The sequence below is a fragment of the Mycoplasmopsis sturni DSM 22021 genome (assembly GCF_000701485.1).
GTDB classification, from domain to species: Bacteria; Bacillota_I; Bacilli_A; order Mycoplasmatales; family Metamycoplasmataceae; genus Mycoplasmopsis; species Mycoplasmopsis sturni.
In genome coordinates this window covers 107858-126896 of the sequence record NZ_KL370785.1, presented here as the reverse complement: position 1 = coordinate 126896, position 19039 = coordinate 107858, and the positions used below count along the sequence as shown (strand labels likewise).

Here is a 19039-nt window from a genome sequence, read left to right as displayed (position 1 = left end):
TGTTAGCTATATGGGAGCTACTTTATTCTTTTTATTTTTTATTCTTTTAAACTACTTACATGTTTTATAACTACTTTCTAGTTTAGTACTACTTTAATGCTTTTAATGCTACTTAATACTTATCTTTTTCTTATCTACTTATTTTTTTAAAACTTTTTATTTTTTTAGTTTTTATTTTTGTTTTATAATTTTTCTGTATTAATTAAACTTAATGCATTGAATCTATTTGAGTGTATTTGGTTTTATTAAAATATAATGCTTTGCTCTTTTTTGTTAGACGCTTTGCGTTTATCTTAACGCATTTGAGTAGTTCACTTATTACTCGTTGGAGTGAGTCGCTTCATAATTTGCGTCCGACAAAATTATTCCGCTCCTCCCTCCAACTCGTTTGCGTTCCTACTCAAATGCGTTACAAGTTGAAGATAGTAGCTAAATAACTATGAGAGCCAATGTTTTTATACTTAAAATGACAATTTTATTTATTGTTAATATATTAAATTTTGTGGTTAATTTAAATTAATTTTTTAAGAGGTATAAAAATAAGATTTAATTTACTCATGATTTTTTCAAAAGCAGTTAATGTATAGTATTCTTTCATTCATTTAAGAGTACTTTGAATAATTTTAGGAGTATTTATATCATTTCTTAAATCATAAAGAGTGCTATTTTCATTTGAATTATTAGCTGCTTCTTGAATTGCTGAGTTTAGAGCACCTAAAAATAGAGCTAGTTTTTGAGCTTTTGCTTTATCTAGTTTTTTAGGATTTTCTAATTTAGTAATTAAGTCTTCAATATTGCTCTTGAATTTTTTATTTGTCTTGTCAAAATTGCTCATAGTTGTTTTTTTTTTTTTTTTTTTGTTTTTATCAATACCGAGCTTATCAAATGTAGTTTCTAATATTTTCTTTGTTTTTTGAGCTATTTCATTTAAACGGTTGTAGTATCTTACAAGATCTTCATTTTTAATATTGTTAATATTTTCTGGTAGTCTTAATTTGAAAATTTCAAGGTTAAATAAGTTTTCTAAATTGAAATTTTTTACAAAAGAATCAGGTAATTTGCTAAGAAGAGAGTTTAAAAATTCTTTACTTTCATTTAAGTAATTTGATAATTTAGAAAATTTTTGTCAATATTTATTTTGAGATACTTAGTCTTTAAGAATTTCTTTTACAATTTCAACTGCTTTTGGATTTAAGTTGCCTGTATTTGGACCAAAATCAAATTTATATGTATATGTCATTTCTTCTTGTGATTTTTTATCCTTTAATTTGTATTTAAAAGATAAATTATCTTGATTTACAAGGTATGAAACTAATTGATTTGGTTGAGAGTTAAGATCAACACGAACTCAATCATTGCTTAAGTTTTGAAGATAAAGCTCTTCATTATCTTTTATTTTAAAAGTATTTGAGCTTTGGTTTTTTGAAAAAATTGAATTAGGAATAGAAAATGGTAGATCAAAATTTTCAGAATTTAAGTTTAAAGTTACTTTTGCTTCTTGTCCATTTGAACTTGTAATTTTTAGTGCATTTTCAAACCCGTTTTTTTGAAAAATATCATATATGATAGCAGCGGGAATATTATTAATTATTGTGTTAGTATTTTGGTTAGAAATAAATCTTTCGCCAAATTAAGGCTTTGTGTAACTATTATTAGATTCTTTATCTTTATTATTTGGTTGATCATTGGTGTTTTGATTTTCAGTAACTTTATTTCATTTATCTGCTTTTTTCTCGGTATTTTAATTTTGCTGGCAAGCTACAGCTAATGTAGCAGCCGCACAATTGTCATGGGCATCATTTAAAAGATTTTTTCATATTTTCCTTTCAATAAATAAAACATTTATATATAAAGTTTATTATTTTTTTTTTTTTTTTTGGAAGCGACCAATATCCCGGTTTTACGAGTGAATAAGAAAAAATGACAAATTAGAATTTGTCATTTTATAATATTTTCTATATTTATTAAAATTTGCAAAAATGATTTTGATAAAAAGCATTTTTATCAAACTATTGAAATTAATCTCTAACTATTAAAAAGTGATAAAAAATGCATAAACTTTATTTATGCATTTTTTATATTTTTTGATTTTGATTATCTTGTTTTAATTTTTCTAGATTGTGTTTTATTTTTCTTTTATTTTTTGCAAAATTGCATTTAATAATGGAAGAGCATAATAGTTTTTGGTTCATGAAATTCAATTAGAAATAAATTCTGGTAAATCTTCCTGGTTAATAAATTTGTTGTAAAGATCATAAATAGTAAGGTTTTCAAGTTCTTCAGGTTTATTAATTAAATTTGTTAAAACTTCTTCTATTGATAGTAATTCTTTTTCACCTAAAACAGAAGAACCTGATGGCCTTAATGAACGAATCACATTCATCACTGATTCAACGGTGCCTTTAGGATTTTGTTTAATAAATTCTTCTTTGGTTATTTTTTGATTTTTTTCAACACCTAGTTTTACTATGGTATATTCTAACATTTTTGAAATTTGTTTAGAGGTTTCTAGTAAAGCATTTCATGCTGCTACAATATCATCGTTACTTAACTGATCAAGTTCAAGTGGTAAATTTATTTTAAAAAAAGCCAAATTATTGATTTGATCTCAATCAATAATTTCTGAAAATTTAGGTGGTATTAAATATCTAAAAACTAATAATTGTTGCGGTATTGATTTTACTAAAGATAAATATGTTTGGTATTGTGTTTGAGCATCTATATTACTGATTTTTGATATTTCGTTTTTAATAAGTGTAAGTATTTCAGGTTTTATTTTCCCTGTGTTTGGCCCAAATTGAATTTTTGATTGATATAAAACTTCTTTATTTGTTTGAGTATTTTTTATTTTATATTTAAAAGATATTTCACCAGAGGTAATAGAGTATTTTAAGTCATAGCTTTGAGGGCTACTAAAGTTAACAAGCATTCATTTATCATCTTTGCTTAAAACATATAATTCTTGATTTTCAGTTAATGTATTTTGATCCGTTTTTACTTCTTTTGAAAAATACCCTAAATTTACTGCATTTATTGGCACAGGTATTAACATTTGGTTAGATAGTTTATTTGCTCCTTTTGCGCTTCAATAAATACTTGCTAATTGTCCATCTTGCACTTTCATTTCTAAAGTTTCTTTGAAAAGACCTGCATTGTTTATATCATTAATAATTTGGTTAGGAATATTTTCAAGCGCTAGCTTAACTTCTTGATTATAGTTAAAAGCTCTACCTAACTGAGCAATTTCTTTTTGGTTGGATTGAGTATTTTCTCCGCTTTGTTGACATGCAACAACAGAGATAACAGGCACCAAAGATAATGGTGTTATTAATGAAAGTTTTTTAATTTTGTTCATAAATCCCTTCTGTAAATAATTACAATAATATTATATGTGTTTTCTGAGTGATTTTAGAAGAATTCTCCCTTAAAAAGAGAAAGAAAAAAATATTTTTTTGGTCTAAAAATTTTAATTTATCTTTAAAATTTATATTATTTAAAATTTACAATTATTTTAGGAAGTTATGGAACAAAGTCATCATAGTCAAAAATGAAAAAAACAATGATTTAAATCAATGCTAGCAATAGGCTCATTTGTTGGAATTTCTGGAGCAATTGCTGGACTTGTTTCTTATAAAAGCACACATAAATTTCATGCTGCTTTTTACAACTATAAGTCGTATATGAGCAATGCAAACAAAGCAATTTTAAATGAAACTTATGAATATAAAGAGTTTGACGAAATTATTCAATTTTCGCGGGCAATAATTAATCACAAAGCAATTGCTGGTATTGGTAGTGATTTTCAAGCAGTAACCTTGGCTAAGCAAGGACTAATTAAAAAAATGGATTTCCAAAAACTTTTCCATTTAGATTTCAAACCAACGCAAGAACAAGTTAAAACTATTTTAAAAGCTACTTATTCACCAATTGTTTGAGATCACTTAGAATCTTATGATGCGCAGTTAAATGAGGGTAATACCACTGCTGTTCAAAACCACTTATGGGAATATATGATTCCTTATTATGTGCAAGATATTGTGGTTGGAATTAATCCAACAAAATTTAATCCACAAAAAGAACCTGATAAATTTCCATTTGATAGCGAAAAGTCAACTGATGAAGTTCTTCGTTCTAATTCAAAGTTTCTTACTCAACAGAGAAAACAAAAAATCGATCCATATTCATTATTTAATATTTTAAATACCTTATTTAAGCAAGAATCAATTCAAAAAGATATGCGTTCTACCATTAAACATTTAACAATTACCGATGCAATTCGTAATAATATGATTTTAGGAACTTCATATCAAAATAAAGAACCTATTTCTTTACTTGATTCAACTAAAGAAAATCATAGTAAATATGGAGAATTAGTCACGCCAGAGAATTACAAAAGTTTTATTGAGGATTTTATTTCCTTAATTGAAGATGCTTCAGGTTATAAATTAAATGATACTTCACACATTACCTTAAACCCTGATGGATTAAAGCTACTTACTGAATTAATTTCAGATCCCTCAAGTGGATTAAGCCCTTCTGATGCGGCAATTATGTTTAATGGAGATGCTTTGGATGCTTGATATTCAAGCGATAACACAGATGATCAAGTTCCTGATCAAACCATTAGAGTTATTCGTCCAAGCACTAACTTATTACTTCTTGATGGGATTATTCTATCAGAAGGGGTAAGTGAAAATACTGAAAATCAGTTTTATCAGTCTTTAAGCAATTCATTTCTTAAAAATTTTGATGGTTTATGAACAGAGTACAAAGCATTACTTTCAAAAAATAACACGAGTGATTCTTGAAGTTATGATCAAAACTTAAGAAATCAAGCAATGCAAAATTATTCTGCGAAATTTTATACTCAATATTTAGATCAATTAGTTAAAAACATCGAATTTGATTTAAATGAGCAACAAGAATGACAAGAATTAAAAAAAGTTTTAATTCAGACTTATTTATCTAGTTTAGAAAATGATCGTTTTTTAACTGAATTTGTTGATATTTATCAACAAATGTTTAATAATTTAGACCCCCAACTAAATTTATTGGCACAAAAAATTGTTTTTAATAATGTTGATTCATCCACTGAAATACAACTAAAAACTGATCATGATCAATATTTAACCAAGGCAATTAATTTATTTGGTAAAGTTGATTTTGCCAATGATCAGTATGCAAGTTTTTTTGAAGAAAACTACACAAACTTAGAAAACTTTGACAATATTAACTACACACCTTCATTATTTAGTGAATTTGAAATTGTTCGAAGAAACTACTTTATTGACGAAGATAATGTAGTAGATAAACGTGCTATTGATATTTATACAGTTAAAAATCATTGAGTCATTAATAATCAAGTATTAGATATTGCGCACCCTTCAATTAATGTAGTGGACATTAAAACAAGAACTGATATTGAAAATTATTATTACAAAATGACAAAACAATAAGTTATGGTATAATTTATACGATTTTTCGAATTATGAAAAAGGGAGGTTAATATGGCAAATATTAAATCTAAAATTAAAAGTATCGCTAAAATGGAAGCAGCTAGAGTAAAAAATGCTGCTACTAAATCAAGAGTTAAAACAGCTATTCGTAAAGCTCGTGAAGCAGTTTTAGCAGGTGATGCAAAAGCTAGCGAACTTGTTGCTAAAGCACACTCAACTATTGCTAAAGCAGTATCAAAAGGTGTGTTCCATGCCAACAAAGGTGCTAGAAAACACGCTCGTTTAGACGCTTTTGTTAACAAAACAAAACAAAACTAAATTTAAGTCTAAAAGCCAACAAGTGTTGGTTTTTATTTTTTGAATTTTGAACTATAAAAATAAAAAAACAACAACTTTAAGTTGTTGTTTACCGGCATATTAAATATATATGGCGCGCCCGGCAGGAGTCGAACCCGCAACCTTTAGGGCCGTAACCTAACACTCTGTCCAGTTGAGCTACGGGCGCATAATTTGGAGGCACCAACGGGACTCGAACCCGTAATCAGAGTTTTGCAGACTCGTGCCTTGGCCTTTTGGCTATGGTGCCAGGTAGCCTCGCGCTTTATGCAAGTTAATTATAGCAAAAGATATAAAAATAATTTAAAAAAATAATAATTTTTAAAAAAAGAAATATTTTTCTTTAATTGATTATTTTTTTATTAGTTACTTAATTATTTTAAATTATTTATAATTTAAATGTGAATTTTCAAAGTGAAATATTAATAAAAAAATCTAAATTCATTAGCTACACTTTTGAAATTACTTCAAAAGATGAAGTTAAGAAAATCATTAAATTATTCAAAGAAAAAGAACATAAAAAAGCAACTCACGTTTGTTCGGCTTATTTACTTTTTCAAGATGGTCGTGAAAGTGCTGGATTTGATGATGATGGAGAACCGTCTAAAACGGCAGGTAGACCAATTTATGATTTATTAAGGATTAAAGAGCTTTTTAATGTTTTAGTAATTGTTGTGCGTTATTTTGGCGGTATAAAGCTTGGAGCAGGCGGATTGCAAAAAGCTTATCGTGAAAGTGCAAAATTAACTATTGATAATTATTTAAAGGAGAAACATGATTAAATATCAAATTAATAAACACGATATTGTTTTATCAGTTGTGTTTGAAGGTGAAGAATTGCCACAATATATCTTAAAAAAACATGGAGCTATTACAGAAAATTTAACCGAAAATAAAGCTTATCTTTTTGTTGAAGAGAAGTTTTCATCATATTTTGAACTAGAGCAACTTTTAAGAAACTTGCCAAGTCAAATTAATCGTTCATATTTATTTGATGTAACTTCTCTTGAAGCTAAATTTTCACAAGAAGAAGCCCTTCGTTTAGCTATTTTAGGAATTAACTTTGGGTCAGCTAAATTGTTCAAAAAAACTTATAAACAAAAAACCCAAGAAGAACAAGCAAAAGAATCAACCTTATCGTTGTTGATTCAAAAAGATAAAGTGAATTTAGAGTTTGTTAAAGAATTAGAAATTGTAGCTGATGCAATTACAACTACTCGGAACTTACAAATTATGCCTGAGAATTTTTTAAATTCAGAACAGTTAGCCGCTTTTGTTGCAAGTGACTTATCTGGAATTGAGAATTTAAATATTAAAGTATTAACTAAAAAAGAAATTCAAGCCCTTGGGATGAATTTACTTTTATCAGTCAATAAAGGAAGCACACATGAGCCAAGAGTGGTGGTAATTGAGTACAATGGAGACGGAAAATCAAAAGAAAAAACCGTTTATGTTGGAAAAGGAATTACTTTTGATACTGGAGGAGTTAACACTAAAGGATACCATATGGAAGGTATGAAATATGACATGTCTGGTTCAGCAATTGTGGCTTATGCCGTTAAGGCAATAGCTCAATTAAAACTTAAGAAAAATGTTGCTGCAATTATGTGTATTACAGATAATAGATTAGATGGAGATGCTTCATTACCAGAAAATATCTACCAATCAATGTCAGGAAAATGAGTTGAAGTAGCTGATACTGATGCTGAAGGAAGATTAGTTTTAGCTGATGGTCTTTTTTATGCTGCCGAAAAACTTCAAGCAACTACAATTGTTGATGTTGCTACATTAACCGGAACAATGTTAACTTCTTTAGGAAATACTTTTACTGGGATTTTTACTCAAAATAATTCAAAATGAGAAATTTTTGATAAAGCAGCTAACTTGGCTAAAGAAAAAGTTTGAAGAATGCCTATGCATGAAGATTTTCATAAAGGAAATACCTCTTCAAAAGTGGCCGATTTACTCAATTGAAGTCCAAAAGTACGCCAAGATTCTTCTCAAGCAGCTATGTTTTTAGCTGAATTTGTTAAAGATGTTGATTTTATTCACTGTGATGTAGCTGGAACTGCTGATGTAGCTGGAGAACCTCAAGGGGCTTTAGTTGCCACATTAGTAGAATTTGCTAAAAATCTTTAAAAAAGAGTAAAATTATTTTATAAATTTTGAAAGGTAAAAAATGATTAAAACTATTGATAAAGTACGTAATTCAGATTTACTTGTAAAAGCGGTCTTTAAAGGAGATGAGTTTCCAAAACAAGTAATTGAAAAACAGGGTCAAGTTACTTGATTCTTTGACCAAAATAAAGCTTATGTTTACATGGGAGAAGAAAAAGATTATAAATTTGATAGTGTTTTTGGTTTTGCTAAAAGCTTTTTTACTTCACTTGCTTACAATGTTCAAGTTGATCTAGATTCTTTTGTTAAAGGAACCGTATGTGAACCATGTGTTGCTAGAGCGTTTGTTGAAGCTTATAATTATGTAAAAGCTGAAATTTATTCAGCTAAAACAAGCAAAAAAGAAGAAAACTTTCAAGTTTCTCTTTTAATGGTTGCTCCTGAAGAAAGATATGCACAAGCTCTTGTAAAAGCAGTTGTGCTTTCAGAGGCAGTTAATTTTGCAAGAAACTTACAACTTACACCTCCAAATATTTGCAACTCAGAATACTTAGCAGAGGTTGTAGTTGAAGATCTTGCTCAATATGATAACTTACAAGTTAGCGTTTTAAATAAAAAACAAATTAAAGATTTAGGAATGGGGCTTTTACTTTCAGTTAACCGTGGAAGTATGTATGAGCCAAGAGTAGTGGTAATTGAATACAACGGAAATCCCGAATCAGAAGAAAAAACAGTTTATGTTGGAAAAGGAATTACCTTTGATTCAGGTGGATATTCACTTAAACCATCACGTTCAATGTTAGGAATGAAATTCGATATGTCTGGTTCAGCTTTTGTTGCTTCAGCAATGAAAGCGATTGCACAACTTAAACCAAAAACCAACGTTGCAGCAATTATGTGCATTACTGATAACCGTGTAAATGGTGATGCTTCACTTCCTGATTCAGTTTGAACTTCAATGAATGGAAAAACAGTTGAAATTAACAACACTGATGCCGAAGGTCGTTTAGTAATGGCTGATGGTCTTACTTATGCTGTTAGAAATCTTAAGGCAACACGTCTTGTGGATGTAGCTACTCTTACAGGTGCTATTTTAGTAGCTCTTGGACATACATACACAGGTGTATGAGCAACAACTGAAAAAGCCTGAAAAGATCTTGAACAAGCAGCTAATGCAGCAAAAGAATTAGTTTGAAGAATGCCTTTAGATGAAGCTTTTGCAAAAGAAATTAGAAACTCAGTTGTAGCTGATCTTAAAAACACTGATTTAAGTGGTGTTGGTGGTGGATCATCATCAGCCGCTATGTTCTTAAAAGAATTTACTGAAGGTGTTGAATATATTCACCTTGATGTAGCAGGAACAGCAGAAATTGGTGCAAGACCTACAGGTGTTATGGTTAAAACACTTGTTGAATTAGCTCTTCAAGCAGAAAAATAAAAATAAAATTAGTAGTTCAATCTACTAATTTTATTTTTTGCCTTTTTCCACATTTTTCACAAATTAGGCTGTTTTAACATATTTGCTTATTAAATTAAATATAATTTTATGTACGATTTTAATAAACATTGTAAATTAGAAAAAATGCTTAATGAATTTCAATAAACTTTTAAATCTTTTTAAAATTTTAAAAGAAAAAATATTCAAAAATATTTAAACTATTCAATCTATTAAATTACCATACATGTCAATTGATCTGTAAAATAACCTAAAATAATTAATTTACCAATTACAACTCAAAGTATTACTAGTTCTATTAGATTAAGAAGTTATTTAATTGATGCGAAGTTATATTAGCACTAGTGTGGATTTTTCACTTTATTTAACTGATGGTATGGATTTGGATTTTAAATTAAGGTTATTAATAGCAATATTGATATCAATTTAATCATTTTCAAGTAGAGTTTTAGATTGCAAAAACCAATGCAAAACCATCTTAAATATCTAGCAAAGTTGTTCCTATAGAATTTTTTATTTTAATTAAACATATTTATTATTTAATCATAGCATCGGAGATCATATGCCATTTCAGTTAAGCCTTAATACTTATACTAAAAATCTTTCAAAATATATTAGTTCTGTTGGCATATCTGCAATTGGTTCTGAAGCTTTTAAATTAGCTTCTTCACTTTATATTTATAAAATTACCGGTGATTTTTGATTAGTAACGATTTTTTATTTACTTATTCAAATACCTTCTTTAATTGTATATGCATTCAGCAGTAAGCTTATTAAACTTTTGCCTGATCGCAAAGCGCTTTTAATTTGTGACATTACAAGTTCAATTATTTTAGTTATTCCTCTTATTTTGAGTTTTTGATTTTTAAATTTAAATTCAAATGGTTTTTCTTATTTTTCAATTGTTCTTATAATAGTTCAATCATTACTAGGGTTTATTCATTCGTATCGCCTCATTCATTTAAAAAATATTATTTATTATGTAGCAAATAGTGATAATGAATTACATAAGATGAATACTGGATTTTCTCTAGGTCTAGGAATTAGTTTTGTCTTAAGTCCTCTTTTATCTTATTTTTTATATACTAATTTACCTTTTTATTTTTTGGTGATCTTGAATATAGGGACCTATTTATTATCAGGGTTTTTATATTGAAGCATTTTAGTATCAAAAAGTCCGCATGAATTTGCAAAAGATGAAAATAAATCTGATTTAATTAACGTTTACAAAACTAAGCATTATAAATGATGATCATGAACATTAATTTTATCTTGTTCTTTTATTATTGGAATTATTTTATTTCCTAAAAACACGGGTTTAATTCAATATTTTAAATCCATTGAAGGCTATTCATATCAACAATGATCTTTTTATTTTAGCTTAATTATGTCTTTATGTGGTTTAATTGGAACGATCTTAGTTTATTTTTTAAATCACAAGAAAAATAAAATAAAAAAATTAAATATTGCTATTTTGTTGCTTATTATTGCATTAATAAACATTACTTGAATTCCTTTTGGTTTAAAAGCAAGTTCTACTGTAAATTTAATTTATTACACAACTATTAACGCATTTCAACAATTTTTTTATAGTTTCTTTTTACCTAGCTTTTATAGTATTTCATATAAACTTTTTGATAGAAATAAATTTCATTTTCAAAATGGAATGTCGCTTGTTTTTAGAATTATTTCATCTAGTTTAATTACATTATTTTTAACTTATTTAAATAATTTCTTTAGTTATTTTGAAGCTTATTTAACTTATTCGATTTTGATTATAGTTTTTGCATTTTTAGTAGCTCTTTCTTACTATGTTTTAACAACTTATAAGGCCAAAAATTATTATAATTCAGAAAAAGTTAAAAATCTTTATATTGAATATCGCCATAATAATTTATGACATTCAGAGCAAAAAGTCATTCAAAAATATTTGAAAAATCATTATGCAAAATTACGTATTTTAGATTTAGGATGCGGCACTGGAAGAACAACTTTTGCATTAAAGGAACTTTATCCAAACGCAAAGATTGATGCTATTGATATTTCTAAGGAGCTACTTACTCAATGCAGACAAATCAATACTTTTAATGATATTGTCTTTAAGCTCCAGGATATTTCTAAAAAACAATTCTGAATTAAATCTCAATATGATTTTATTTTCTTTTCATTTAACGGAATTACTAATATTTTAAAAGAAAAGCAAATCAGAACAACTTTTTCTAATATTTCTAAAAGCTTAAAAGATAATGGTTATTTTATTTTTACGACTCATAATTTATACTCAAATGAGCAATATCGAGAATTTTGAGATAACTTTATTAAAATTAATGAATTAGAGACTTTTTCAGATAAAAAGATTTTGACAAAAGTTGAATATGGAACTCTTGTGAAAAATCGTTTTTATACAATTAAAGATATTGAAAATATAGCTAAAAATTATAGTTTTGAAATTGTTGAAATTTTTAACCGAGACGAAGCTCTTGAAACAGAAATGGTCAAATCTATTTCTACACCGGTTACTTTTTATGTCTTAAAAAAACTTAATAAAAAAGCTTAACTTTTGGTTAAGCTTTTTGTTTTTTATTTTTCTAAATTTTCTAAATTGAGTAATTTTTGTTCTGAATTATTGTTTTGTTTTGCTTCAATTAATAAAAAATTATTTATTTGATCTAATTTTTCAATTGCTTTATTTAAATGATCATTAACAATTGCATTAATTGATTTTTTAATTGCTTGAGTACTATTTTCTATAGTTTGTAATTTTTTGTTAATATCTTCGTATTCTTTTTGGATTTTTTTCTTTGTTTCGTTTATTAAAAGTTCATAAAATTCGGTGAATTTTTCGATAAATTTCACTTGGGCTTCAGCTCCCAAAATTTTACTTTTAATTTGAAATAAACGTCTTGATATTCTACTTAAAAAAGTTACTAAAGGCACAAAAAATTCCGGTCTACAAATAAAAATGGCTGGATTATCTGGTCATTGGTAAAAAGCAAACTCATGATTTGGCTCTAGTTCAGTGACTAAAATTGCATAGTTACCTTCATAATTTTCGGTGTCTTTAATTAGTTTTTTAATGAAATCGGCATTTTTCTTAGTTCCTTCTTCTGTTTGTTTATTTTTTGCTTCAACAACAATTCTGGTTATAGATTGAATATTACTTGGTTTATTTTCTAAAGGATGGAATTCTTGATCATATACATCAATATAAAAATCTGGTTTTGTACCTTTGATTGATTTAGTTGCCTTATGCATTTCAATAGATGTTAAGTGATCGTGATTTTTAAAAGTATTATCAAATTGATTTTGTAATCAATTTTCCAAATCCTCTCCTACCATTTTTGTTGTTCTATTGTTTAATGGCGATTGCAATTCTTTTAACATCCCTTTTGCTAATTCTATAGTATCTTCTCTGGTTTGTTTTAATTGCTCTGAATGTTTTTTTGTAATATCTTCTAATTTCTCTTCTCACCTTTGATCATTTTTTTGCTTTTCATCTTTTAATGTTTCAACTTGATTTTTTAACGTTTCAATTTCTATTTTATTTTTTGAACTTTCTTCTCTATACTCTTCTTGTCACTTTAGTTTTTCGAATTGTAAAACTTGTTCTTTGTTAGATTCAACCGATTCAAGTCTTTCTTTTCACCTTTGGTCATTTTTTTGTTTTTCATCTTTTAATGTTTCAACTTGAATTTTTAACGTTTCAATTTCTATTTTATTTTCTTCACTTTCTTTTCGATATTCTTCTTGTCACTTTGCTTTTTCAATTTCTAAATCTTTTTCTTGATTCTTTTTAGAATTTTCAAGTTCATTAAGAAGTTTTTCTTTTTCGTTTTTTGATTTAGTATTTAAATCATTTATTTCTCAATTTTTTTGAATTATTCAATTTTCTTGTTCTTTTTTAATTCTTTCTTTTATTTTATTTTCAACTTCTTGATCAATGATCTTTTTCATTTGATCACTAAGGGATCTAAAATCAATATTTATTAAAGTTTTTAGATCGACTTTATCACCGACTTTAGCTTCTTCTAGCAATTCAATTATTAAATTTTTAGAATCAAGAATTCTTGCTTGAACATATTTTTCCATAATCTTCTCCTTTTTTAATCATAAAACTTTTTATTATTTTGGAGTTGTGAATTTGAAATTAACCAAAACTTATTGATTAATTAAACTCAATTTTAAAAAAATAATAAAATTAACTTTTTAGATTTTAAAGACCCCACGAGCATTGTAAGAAGCATTTTAAAATAGATACCTTTAGTATTATAGTTTAAATTAGAATTAGATGTATTTACATGATAAAACATATAAAGTTTAATAATTTAGTAAAATACTTAATATGAATAAAGATAAAATCAAAAATTTTTCAATTATTGCTCATATTGATCACGGTAAGAGTACGCTTGCTGATCGAATTTTAGAAATTACTAATACTGTTTCACAAAGGGAATTAACGGCTCAATTTTTAGATTCTATGGATCTAGAAAAAGAACGTGGAATTACCATTAAATTAAATGCAGTACAACTTAAATATAAAGATTATACTTTTCATTTAATTGACACGCCTGGTCATGTTGATTTTACTTATGAAGTTTCCCGTTCATTAGCTGCATCAGAAGGGGCCTTACTCTTGGTAGATGCTACCCAAGGAATTGAAGCACAAACACTTGCTAATGTATATTTAGCCATTGAAAATAATTTAGAAATTATTCCGGTAATTAATAAAATTGATCTACCAAGTGCGGATGTAGAAGGTGTTAAGGCAGAAATTGAAGAAGTAATTGGAATCTCAACTGATAATGCTGTTTTAGTATCAGCTAAAACAGGTTATGGAGTAGAAAACCTACTTGAAGCTATTATCAAAAATATTCCATCACCACGTAATGCTGATGATACTAAACCTTTAAAGGCTTTAATTTTTGATAGTTATTTTGACGCATATCGTGGAGTGGTATTGCTTATTAGAATTTTTGAAGGAAAACTTAAAGTCGGGGATAAATTTAAATTTATGTCTCATAATACCAAAACTGAGTACCACGTTATTGATTTAGGGGTTCGTAATCCAAATGAAACTAAAAAAGAGTTTCTCGAAGCTGGTGAAGTAGGTTGAGTTTCTGCAGCTATTAGAGATGCCAAAGAAGTTTCGGTCGGGGATACAATTACTTTGGTGGATAATCCAACTTCAGAAGCTTTACCTGGTTATAAAAAAATGAAACCAGTTGTCTTTACTGGATTTTATCCAATTGATACTCGTGATTATTCACAACTTAAAGAAAGTTTAGAAAAAATTTCTTTAAGCGATTCCTCAATTACTTGAGAGCAAGAAACTTCAAAAGCGCTTGGTTTTGGGTTCCGGGTGGGATTTTTAGGAATGCTACACATGGAAATTCTCCAAGAACGTCTTGATCGTGAATATCAAGTTGGAATTATTGCTACTTCTCCTTCTGTTGAATATATGGTACATAAAACCAACGGAGAAGTGGAACTGATTTCAAATCCAACTCTTTTACCAGATCGAACTTTTATTGATTTTATTGAAGAGCCTTTTATTGAAGCAAGTATTTTTGTACCTAATGAATACATTGGAAACGTAATGGAATTATGTCAATTCAAACGAGGAATTTATAAGGATCTTGAAGTTATTGATCCAAAAAGAACTAGAATCATTTACGAATTGCCACTTGCTGAAACTATTTTTGACTTCTTTGATCGTCTTAAAAGTACCACAAAAGGATATGCTTCATTTGAGTATGAGTGAATTGGATATCGTGAAAGCGATTTAGTTAAAGTCGATATTTTACTTAATGGTGATAAAGTCGATGCTTTTTCAATTATTACTCACCGTGAAAAAGCATATGAAGCAGCTCGTGAATTAACCAAAAAGCTTAAAGAAGCTATTCCGAGGCAAAACTTTGAAGTTCCTGTTCAAGCAACTATTGGCGGGAAAATTATTGCTAGAGAAACTATTAAAGCCTTTAGAAAAGACGTTACTGCTAAGTTATATGGTGGAGATGTAACTCGAAGACAAAAACTTCTTAAAAAACAAAAAGAGGGGAAAAAGAGAATGAAAAAACTCGGTTCAATTGATGTTCCGCAAGAAGCTTTTTTATCAATTCTCAAAACCAATATTGAACCTCAGAAAAAGGAGAAATAATGAAACAAAAAAGTTTATTAAAAGATGATTTTTTTGCTCACATAAATAGTGAATGACTTAAAAATACAAAAATCCCTAGTGATCGTGCATCAATTTCAAGTTTTGGAGAACTTGATAAAAAACTTGAAAAAGAACTTATTAAAATGGCTAATGAATTAACTCAACGTGAACACTTACCTCAAATTGATGGTCTCAAAGCATTTGCTAAATTCTATAAAATGGCTAAAAATTACCGCCAAAGAAATAAACTTGGGTTTGAACCAATTCGTTCATTAATTAATGAAATTGAACAATTACAAAGTTTTGAACAACTTAGTCAAATTTTTGTAGCTAAACGTTCAGGATGAGCATATTTACCTTTTACTTTAGAAGTAGAAGAAGATTTTGAAGATAATACCATAAAAGTTTTATGAGCTGGTGAGCCAGGAACGATTTTACCTTCAAAAGAGTATTACGCTAAAGAAGATGCTGCAAAACTATTAAATATTTTTAGACAAATGTCATTTGATTTATTAACTATGTATGGTTACTCTCAAACACAAGCAAATCAAATGGTTGAAAGTGCTATTAGTTTTGATAACCATTTAAAAGATTTTGTTCTTTCAGCGCAAGATAAAGCCGATTATACTAGTCTTTATAATGTGGTAAGATTTGACCAAATAAAAGGTTCTAAGGAACTTTTTGACTTAGAAAAACTAGCGCGTGAAGTTGTAAAACAAGACATTGAAACAATTGTTTTAACTAATCCAGAATTTTTTGAAAAACTTGACAAAATTTATAACAGTGAAACTTTTAATGGTTACAAATCGTTATTAATTATTTGCAACTTACTTAACTATGCACCATATTTAAGTAATGAAATTCGTCTCAAAGCAGGAGAATTATCAAGAGCCATTAGCGGAGTTGCTAAACCAGTTTCAGCTTCTAAAGCAGCTTTTAAATTATCACAAAAATGATTTGCAATGCCTTTGGGGATGTATTATGCCGAAAAACATTTTGGTAAGGAAGCTAAAGCTGATGTTGAAAAAATGATTTTTAACATGATTAAAATTTATAAACAAAGATTAAGCACCAATACTTGATTGTCAAAAGAAACTATTGCTAAGGCAATTGCTAAACTTGAAAAATTAGATGTTATGGTTGGTTACCCAAATCAATTAAGACCTTTTTACAAGAAATACCAAGTTATTCCTTACACTCAAAAATCAAACCTTGTCGATAATGTTTTAAGATTTCAAGATATTTTACAAGAGTATCGTGATTCACTTTATTTAAAACACGAATCAAGTCAATATTGACAAATGTCACCTGCTATGATTAATGCATACTTCCATCCAATTAAAAACCATATTGTCTTCCCAGCTGCAATTTTACAAGCTCCAATGTATGATAAAAATCAATCAAGTTCAGTTAATTATGGAGGAATTGGTGCAGTTATTGCGCACGAAATTTCTCATGCATTTGACAATAATGGATCGCAATTTGATGAAAATGGAACCTTAAATAATTGATGAACTGATGCAGATCGTGAAAAATTTGCTGAAAAAACGCAAGCGGTAATTGAACTTTTTGATGGTTTTCCAACTGAAGCAGGCCCTGTTAATGGAAAATTAACTGTTTCAGAAAATATTGCTGATTTAGGTGGATTTTTATGTGCTTTAGAAGCAGCCCAACTTGAGCCTGATTTTAATGCTGAAGACTTCTTTGCGAACTGAGCACGAATTTGACGAACAAAAGCAAAACCTGAGTACCAAAAGCTTCTTTTAAACACTGATGTTCACGCACCAGCTAAAGCACGTGCTAATGTGCAATTACAAAACTGTGATTTATTCCAAGAATACTACCAAATTACACCAGAAGATAAGATGTATTTACCAAAAGAAAAACGTGTGAAAATTTGATAATTTCACTTTGAGTTCATTAAAAAAGTTTTGGCTTTATGCTTTCTTTTTTAAATATTCAAAAACGATTTTTTGCTTTAAAAATTCTAAAATAAAGAAAAAAAGCCAAGAATTTGGCTTTTTTATTTTCTTTCTTTATCTTTAAAGAGCAGAGGATTTAACTTTTTTGAAAAAAAATTAATTTTATATAATATTATACGATATTAAGCATTATAAGTCAATTTAAATCTTATAGAAATGGAGTAAAATGAATCAAAGTACTGAACCGCAAGGTATCATTGCTAAATTATTTTCTTTCTTTAAATTAACTCCAGAACAAAGAGAACATGCACTTAAACCAAAAGATACAAGAACCTGAATTATTCATGGAATTAGTGAATTAATTGGGACAATCTTTATTTCTTTAGGTTTGGCAGGTCTTAGCACTTACATCGGCTCTTATACTATTGAAGAACATTTTTTATTTCTTAATGTTCTTGTAGGTTTTTTTGCCGGATTTGTAATTGTAGGTCTTTGTTTATTTATTTTTCTACGTTGAAGTTGTGATTTAAATCCAATTGTAACTATTACTCGTTATTTAAAAGGAATTAACAACGGTTGATACGCAATCTATAAAATTGCGATTCAAATTGTTGGAGCTTTAATTGCTGGAGCTATTATTTTAGGTGTCGGAAACGCCGCTTCAACATTTTCAGATGATTCGCTTCTTTTACCTAACAAAGCTATTAATGCATTTGGTTCTGCAAGCAAAATCTTCGAAACATTTCTTCCTACAACAGAACAAGGTAAATTCTTTGGTGGATTAGGTGTTATTTTTATCACTGAAGTTTTTGTTTCGCTTATTTTACTTTTCTCAATCTTTTCACCAACTATTAAATCTAAATACCGTGATTTTATGATTTTATTCATTATCTCAATGTCTGTTTGAGCAGGTATTTTAGGTGGTTCAGCTGCTATTAATCCAGCTAGAGGATTAGCGCAACAATTACCAAGCTTATACTTATTTGGTCAAATTACTAACCCTCAGGTGGCTAAATCATTAATTTGATCAACTGTTATTATGATCCTTGGGGATTTATTTGCTACCTTTTTATATGTATTCTTACAAGGATTTAATGAATACTACTTCAATAAAATGATTCACAAACTCATTTTATATAAAAACAATTGAGCTAATTCAATGGTAACAAATAAAGAAGCCCTTACAGGCAAAGATAGTAATGTAGAAAAAGACTGAGCAAACGAGACGGAAGTCGAAATTAAGAAAGAAAAATAATCATTTAAAAAAGCACTCAATGGTGCTTTTTTGTTTTCTTTTGTTTTTTAGCTTAGGTGCAAACCTTTGCTCAAAAATGAATTTGCATTTTGAATTATTTAAATTTTTGGTTAATTTCAAATAAAAAGTAAAAAATACTTTTATCAAAAAACTTTTTGCTGTGTAATTTTTATAAAAAAACTAGTTATTTTTTAACAAAAATACCCCAAAATTCGGTAAAATTTCAACTATAAATTAAAAATAATAATTTATTGACAAAAATACAACAAAAAAGTTAAATTTAATTAAATTAATTCTGTTGAATTTCATCTTAAATTTAGCTCAAAAAAGTTGTATAAT

The 19039-nt window shown here is 27.9% G+C and carries 12 protein-coding genes and 2 tRNA genes; 9 read left to right on the top strand and 5 right to left on the bottom strand.

What is annotated here, in order from left to right:
* Positions 1-511: 511 nt before the first annotated feature.
* Positions 512-835: a hypothetical protein gene (locus tag Q349_RS02095; RefSeq protein ID WP_036464569.1), complete on the bottom strand. Its 324-nt coding sequence runs from the start codon at positions 833-835 to the stop codon at positions 512-514.
* Positions 836-2125: 1290 nt separating this feature from the next.
* Positions 2126-3355 (bottom strand): hypothetical protein, encoded by a 1230-nt coding sequence (locus Q349_RS02090; RefSeq protein WP_036464559.1) that lies wholly within the window; start codon positions 3353-3355, stop codon positions 2126-2128.
* Between the two features lie 166 nt (positions 3356-3521).
* Here Q349_RS02090 and Q349_RS02085 point away from each other — a divergent pair, with 166 nt between their 5' ends.
* Both Q349_RS02085 and rpsT read left to right on the top strand, forming a co-directional pair.
* Positions 3522-5456, top strand: a complete 1935-nt coding sequence (locus tag Q349_RS02085) for a type 2 periplasmic-binding domain-containing protein (RefSeq protein ID WP_036464556.1) — start codon at positions 3522-3524, stop codon at positions 5454-5456.
* 51 nt (positions 5457-5507) lie between these two features.
* The gene (gene rpsT / locus Q349_RS02080; protein ID WP_036464554.1) at positions 5508-5774 is read left to right on the top strand and encodes a 30S ribosomal protein S20; all 267 of its coding nucleotides are present in this window, start codon (positions 5508-5510) and stop codon (positions 5772-5774) included.
* Between the two features lie 110 nt (positions 5775-5884).
* On the opposite strand, the gene Q349_RS02075 is transcribed toward rpsT, so the two are convergent.
* Positions 5885-5961: transfer RNA gene (locus tag Q349_RS02075), tRNA-Arg, on the bottom strand.
* A 6-nt stretch (positions 5962-5967) separates the two neighbouring features.
* Positions 5968-6042, bottom strand: a tRNA-Cys gene (locus tag Q349_RS02070).
* 151 nt (positions 6043-6193) lie between these two features.
* On the opposite strand from Q349_RS02070, the gene Q349_RS02065 reads away from it, so the two are divergent.
* The 4 genes from Q349_RS02065 (at position 6194) to Q349_RS02050 (ending at position 11923) form a co-directional block, all read left to right on the top strand.
* Positions 6194-6574 carry an IMPACT family protein gene (locus Q349_RS02065; RefSeq protein ID WP_036464552.1) on the top strand — a complete coding sequence of 127 codons (381 nt, stop codon included), beginning with the start codon at positions 6194-6196 and terminating at the stop codon, positions 6572-6574.
* Positions 6567-7931 (top strand): M17 family metallopeptidase, encoded by a 1365-nt coding sequence (locus tag Q349_RS02060; RefSeq protein ID WP_036464550.1) that lies wholly within the window; start codon positions 6567-6569, stop codon positions 7929-7931. The genes Q349_RS02065 and Q349_RS02060 overlap by 8 nt, the downstream gene beginning before the upstream one ends.
* 40 nt (positions 7932-7971) lie before the next feature.
* Positions 7972-9348, top strand: a complete 1377-nt coding sequence (locus Q349_RS02055) for a M17 family metallopeptidase (RefSeq protein WP_036464548.1) — start codon at positions 7972-7974, stop codon at positions 9346-9348.
* Positions 9349-9928: 580 nt separating this feature from the next.
* Positions 9929-11923 carry an MFS transporter gene (locus tag Q349_RS02050; protein WP_036464546.1) on the top strand — a complete coding sequence of 665 codons (1995 nt, stop codon included), beginning with the start codon at positions 9929-9931 and terminating at the stop codon, positions 11921-11923.
* Between the two features lie 23 nt (positions 11924-11946).
* Here Q349_RS02050 and Q349_RS02045 read toward each other — a convergent pair whose 3' ends face one another.
* Positions 11947-13455, bottom strand: coding sequence for a DUF2130 domain-containing protein (locus Q349_RS02045; protein ID WP_036464544.1), 1509 nt, complete (start codon positions 13453-13455; stop codon positions 11947-11949).
* Between the two features lie 253 nt (positions 13456-13708).
* Between Q349_RS02045 and lepA the strand changes: the two genes are divergently transcribed.
* The 3 genes from lepA (at position 13709) to Q349_RS02030 (ending at position 18700) form a co-directional block, all read left to right on the top strand.
* Positions 13709-15523, top strand: a complete 1815-nt coding sequence (gene lepA / locus Q349_RS02040) for a translation elongation factor 4 (protein ID WP_036464542.1) — start codon at positions 13709-13711, stop codon at positions 15521-15523.
* Positions 15523-17427 (top strand): M13-type metalloendopeptidase, encoded by a 1905-nt coding sequence (locus Q349_RS02035; protein WP_036464540.1) that lies wholly within the window; start codon positions 15523-15525, stop codon positions 17425-17427. Before lepA ends, Q349_RS02035 begins: the two co-directional genes overlap by 1 nt.
* A gap of 244 nt (positions 17428-17671) precedes the next feature.
* Positions 17672-18700 (top strand): MIP/aquaporin family protein, encoded by a 1029-nt coding sequence (locus Q349_RS02030; RefSeq protein WP_198763711.1) that lies wholly within the window; start codon positions 17672-17674, stop codon positions 18698-18700.
* Positions 18701-19039: the final 339 nt, after the last annotated feature.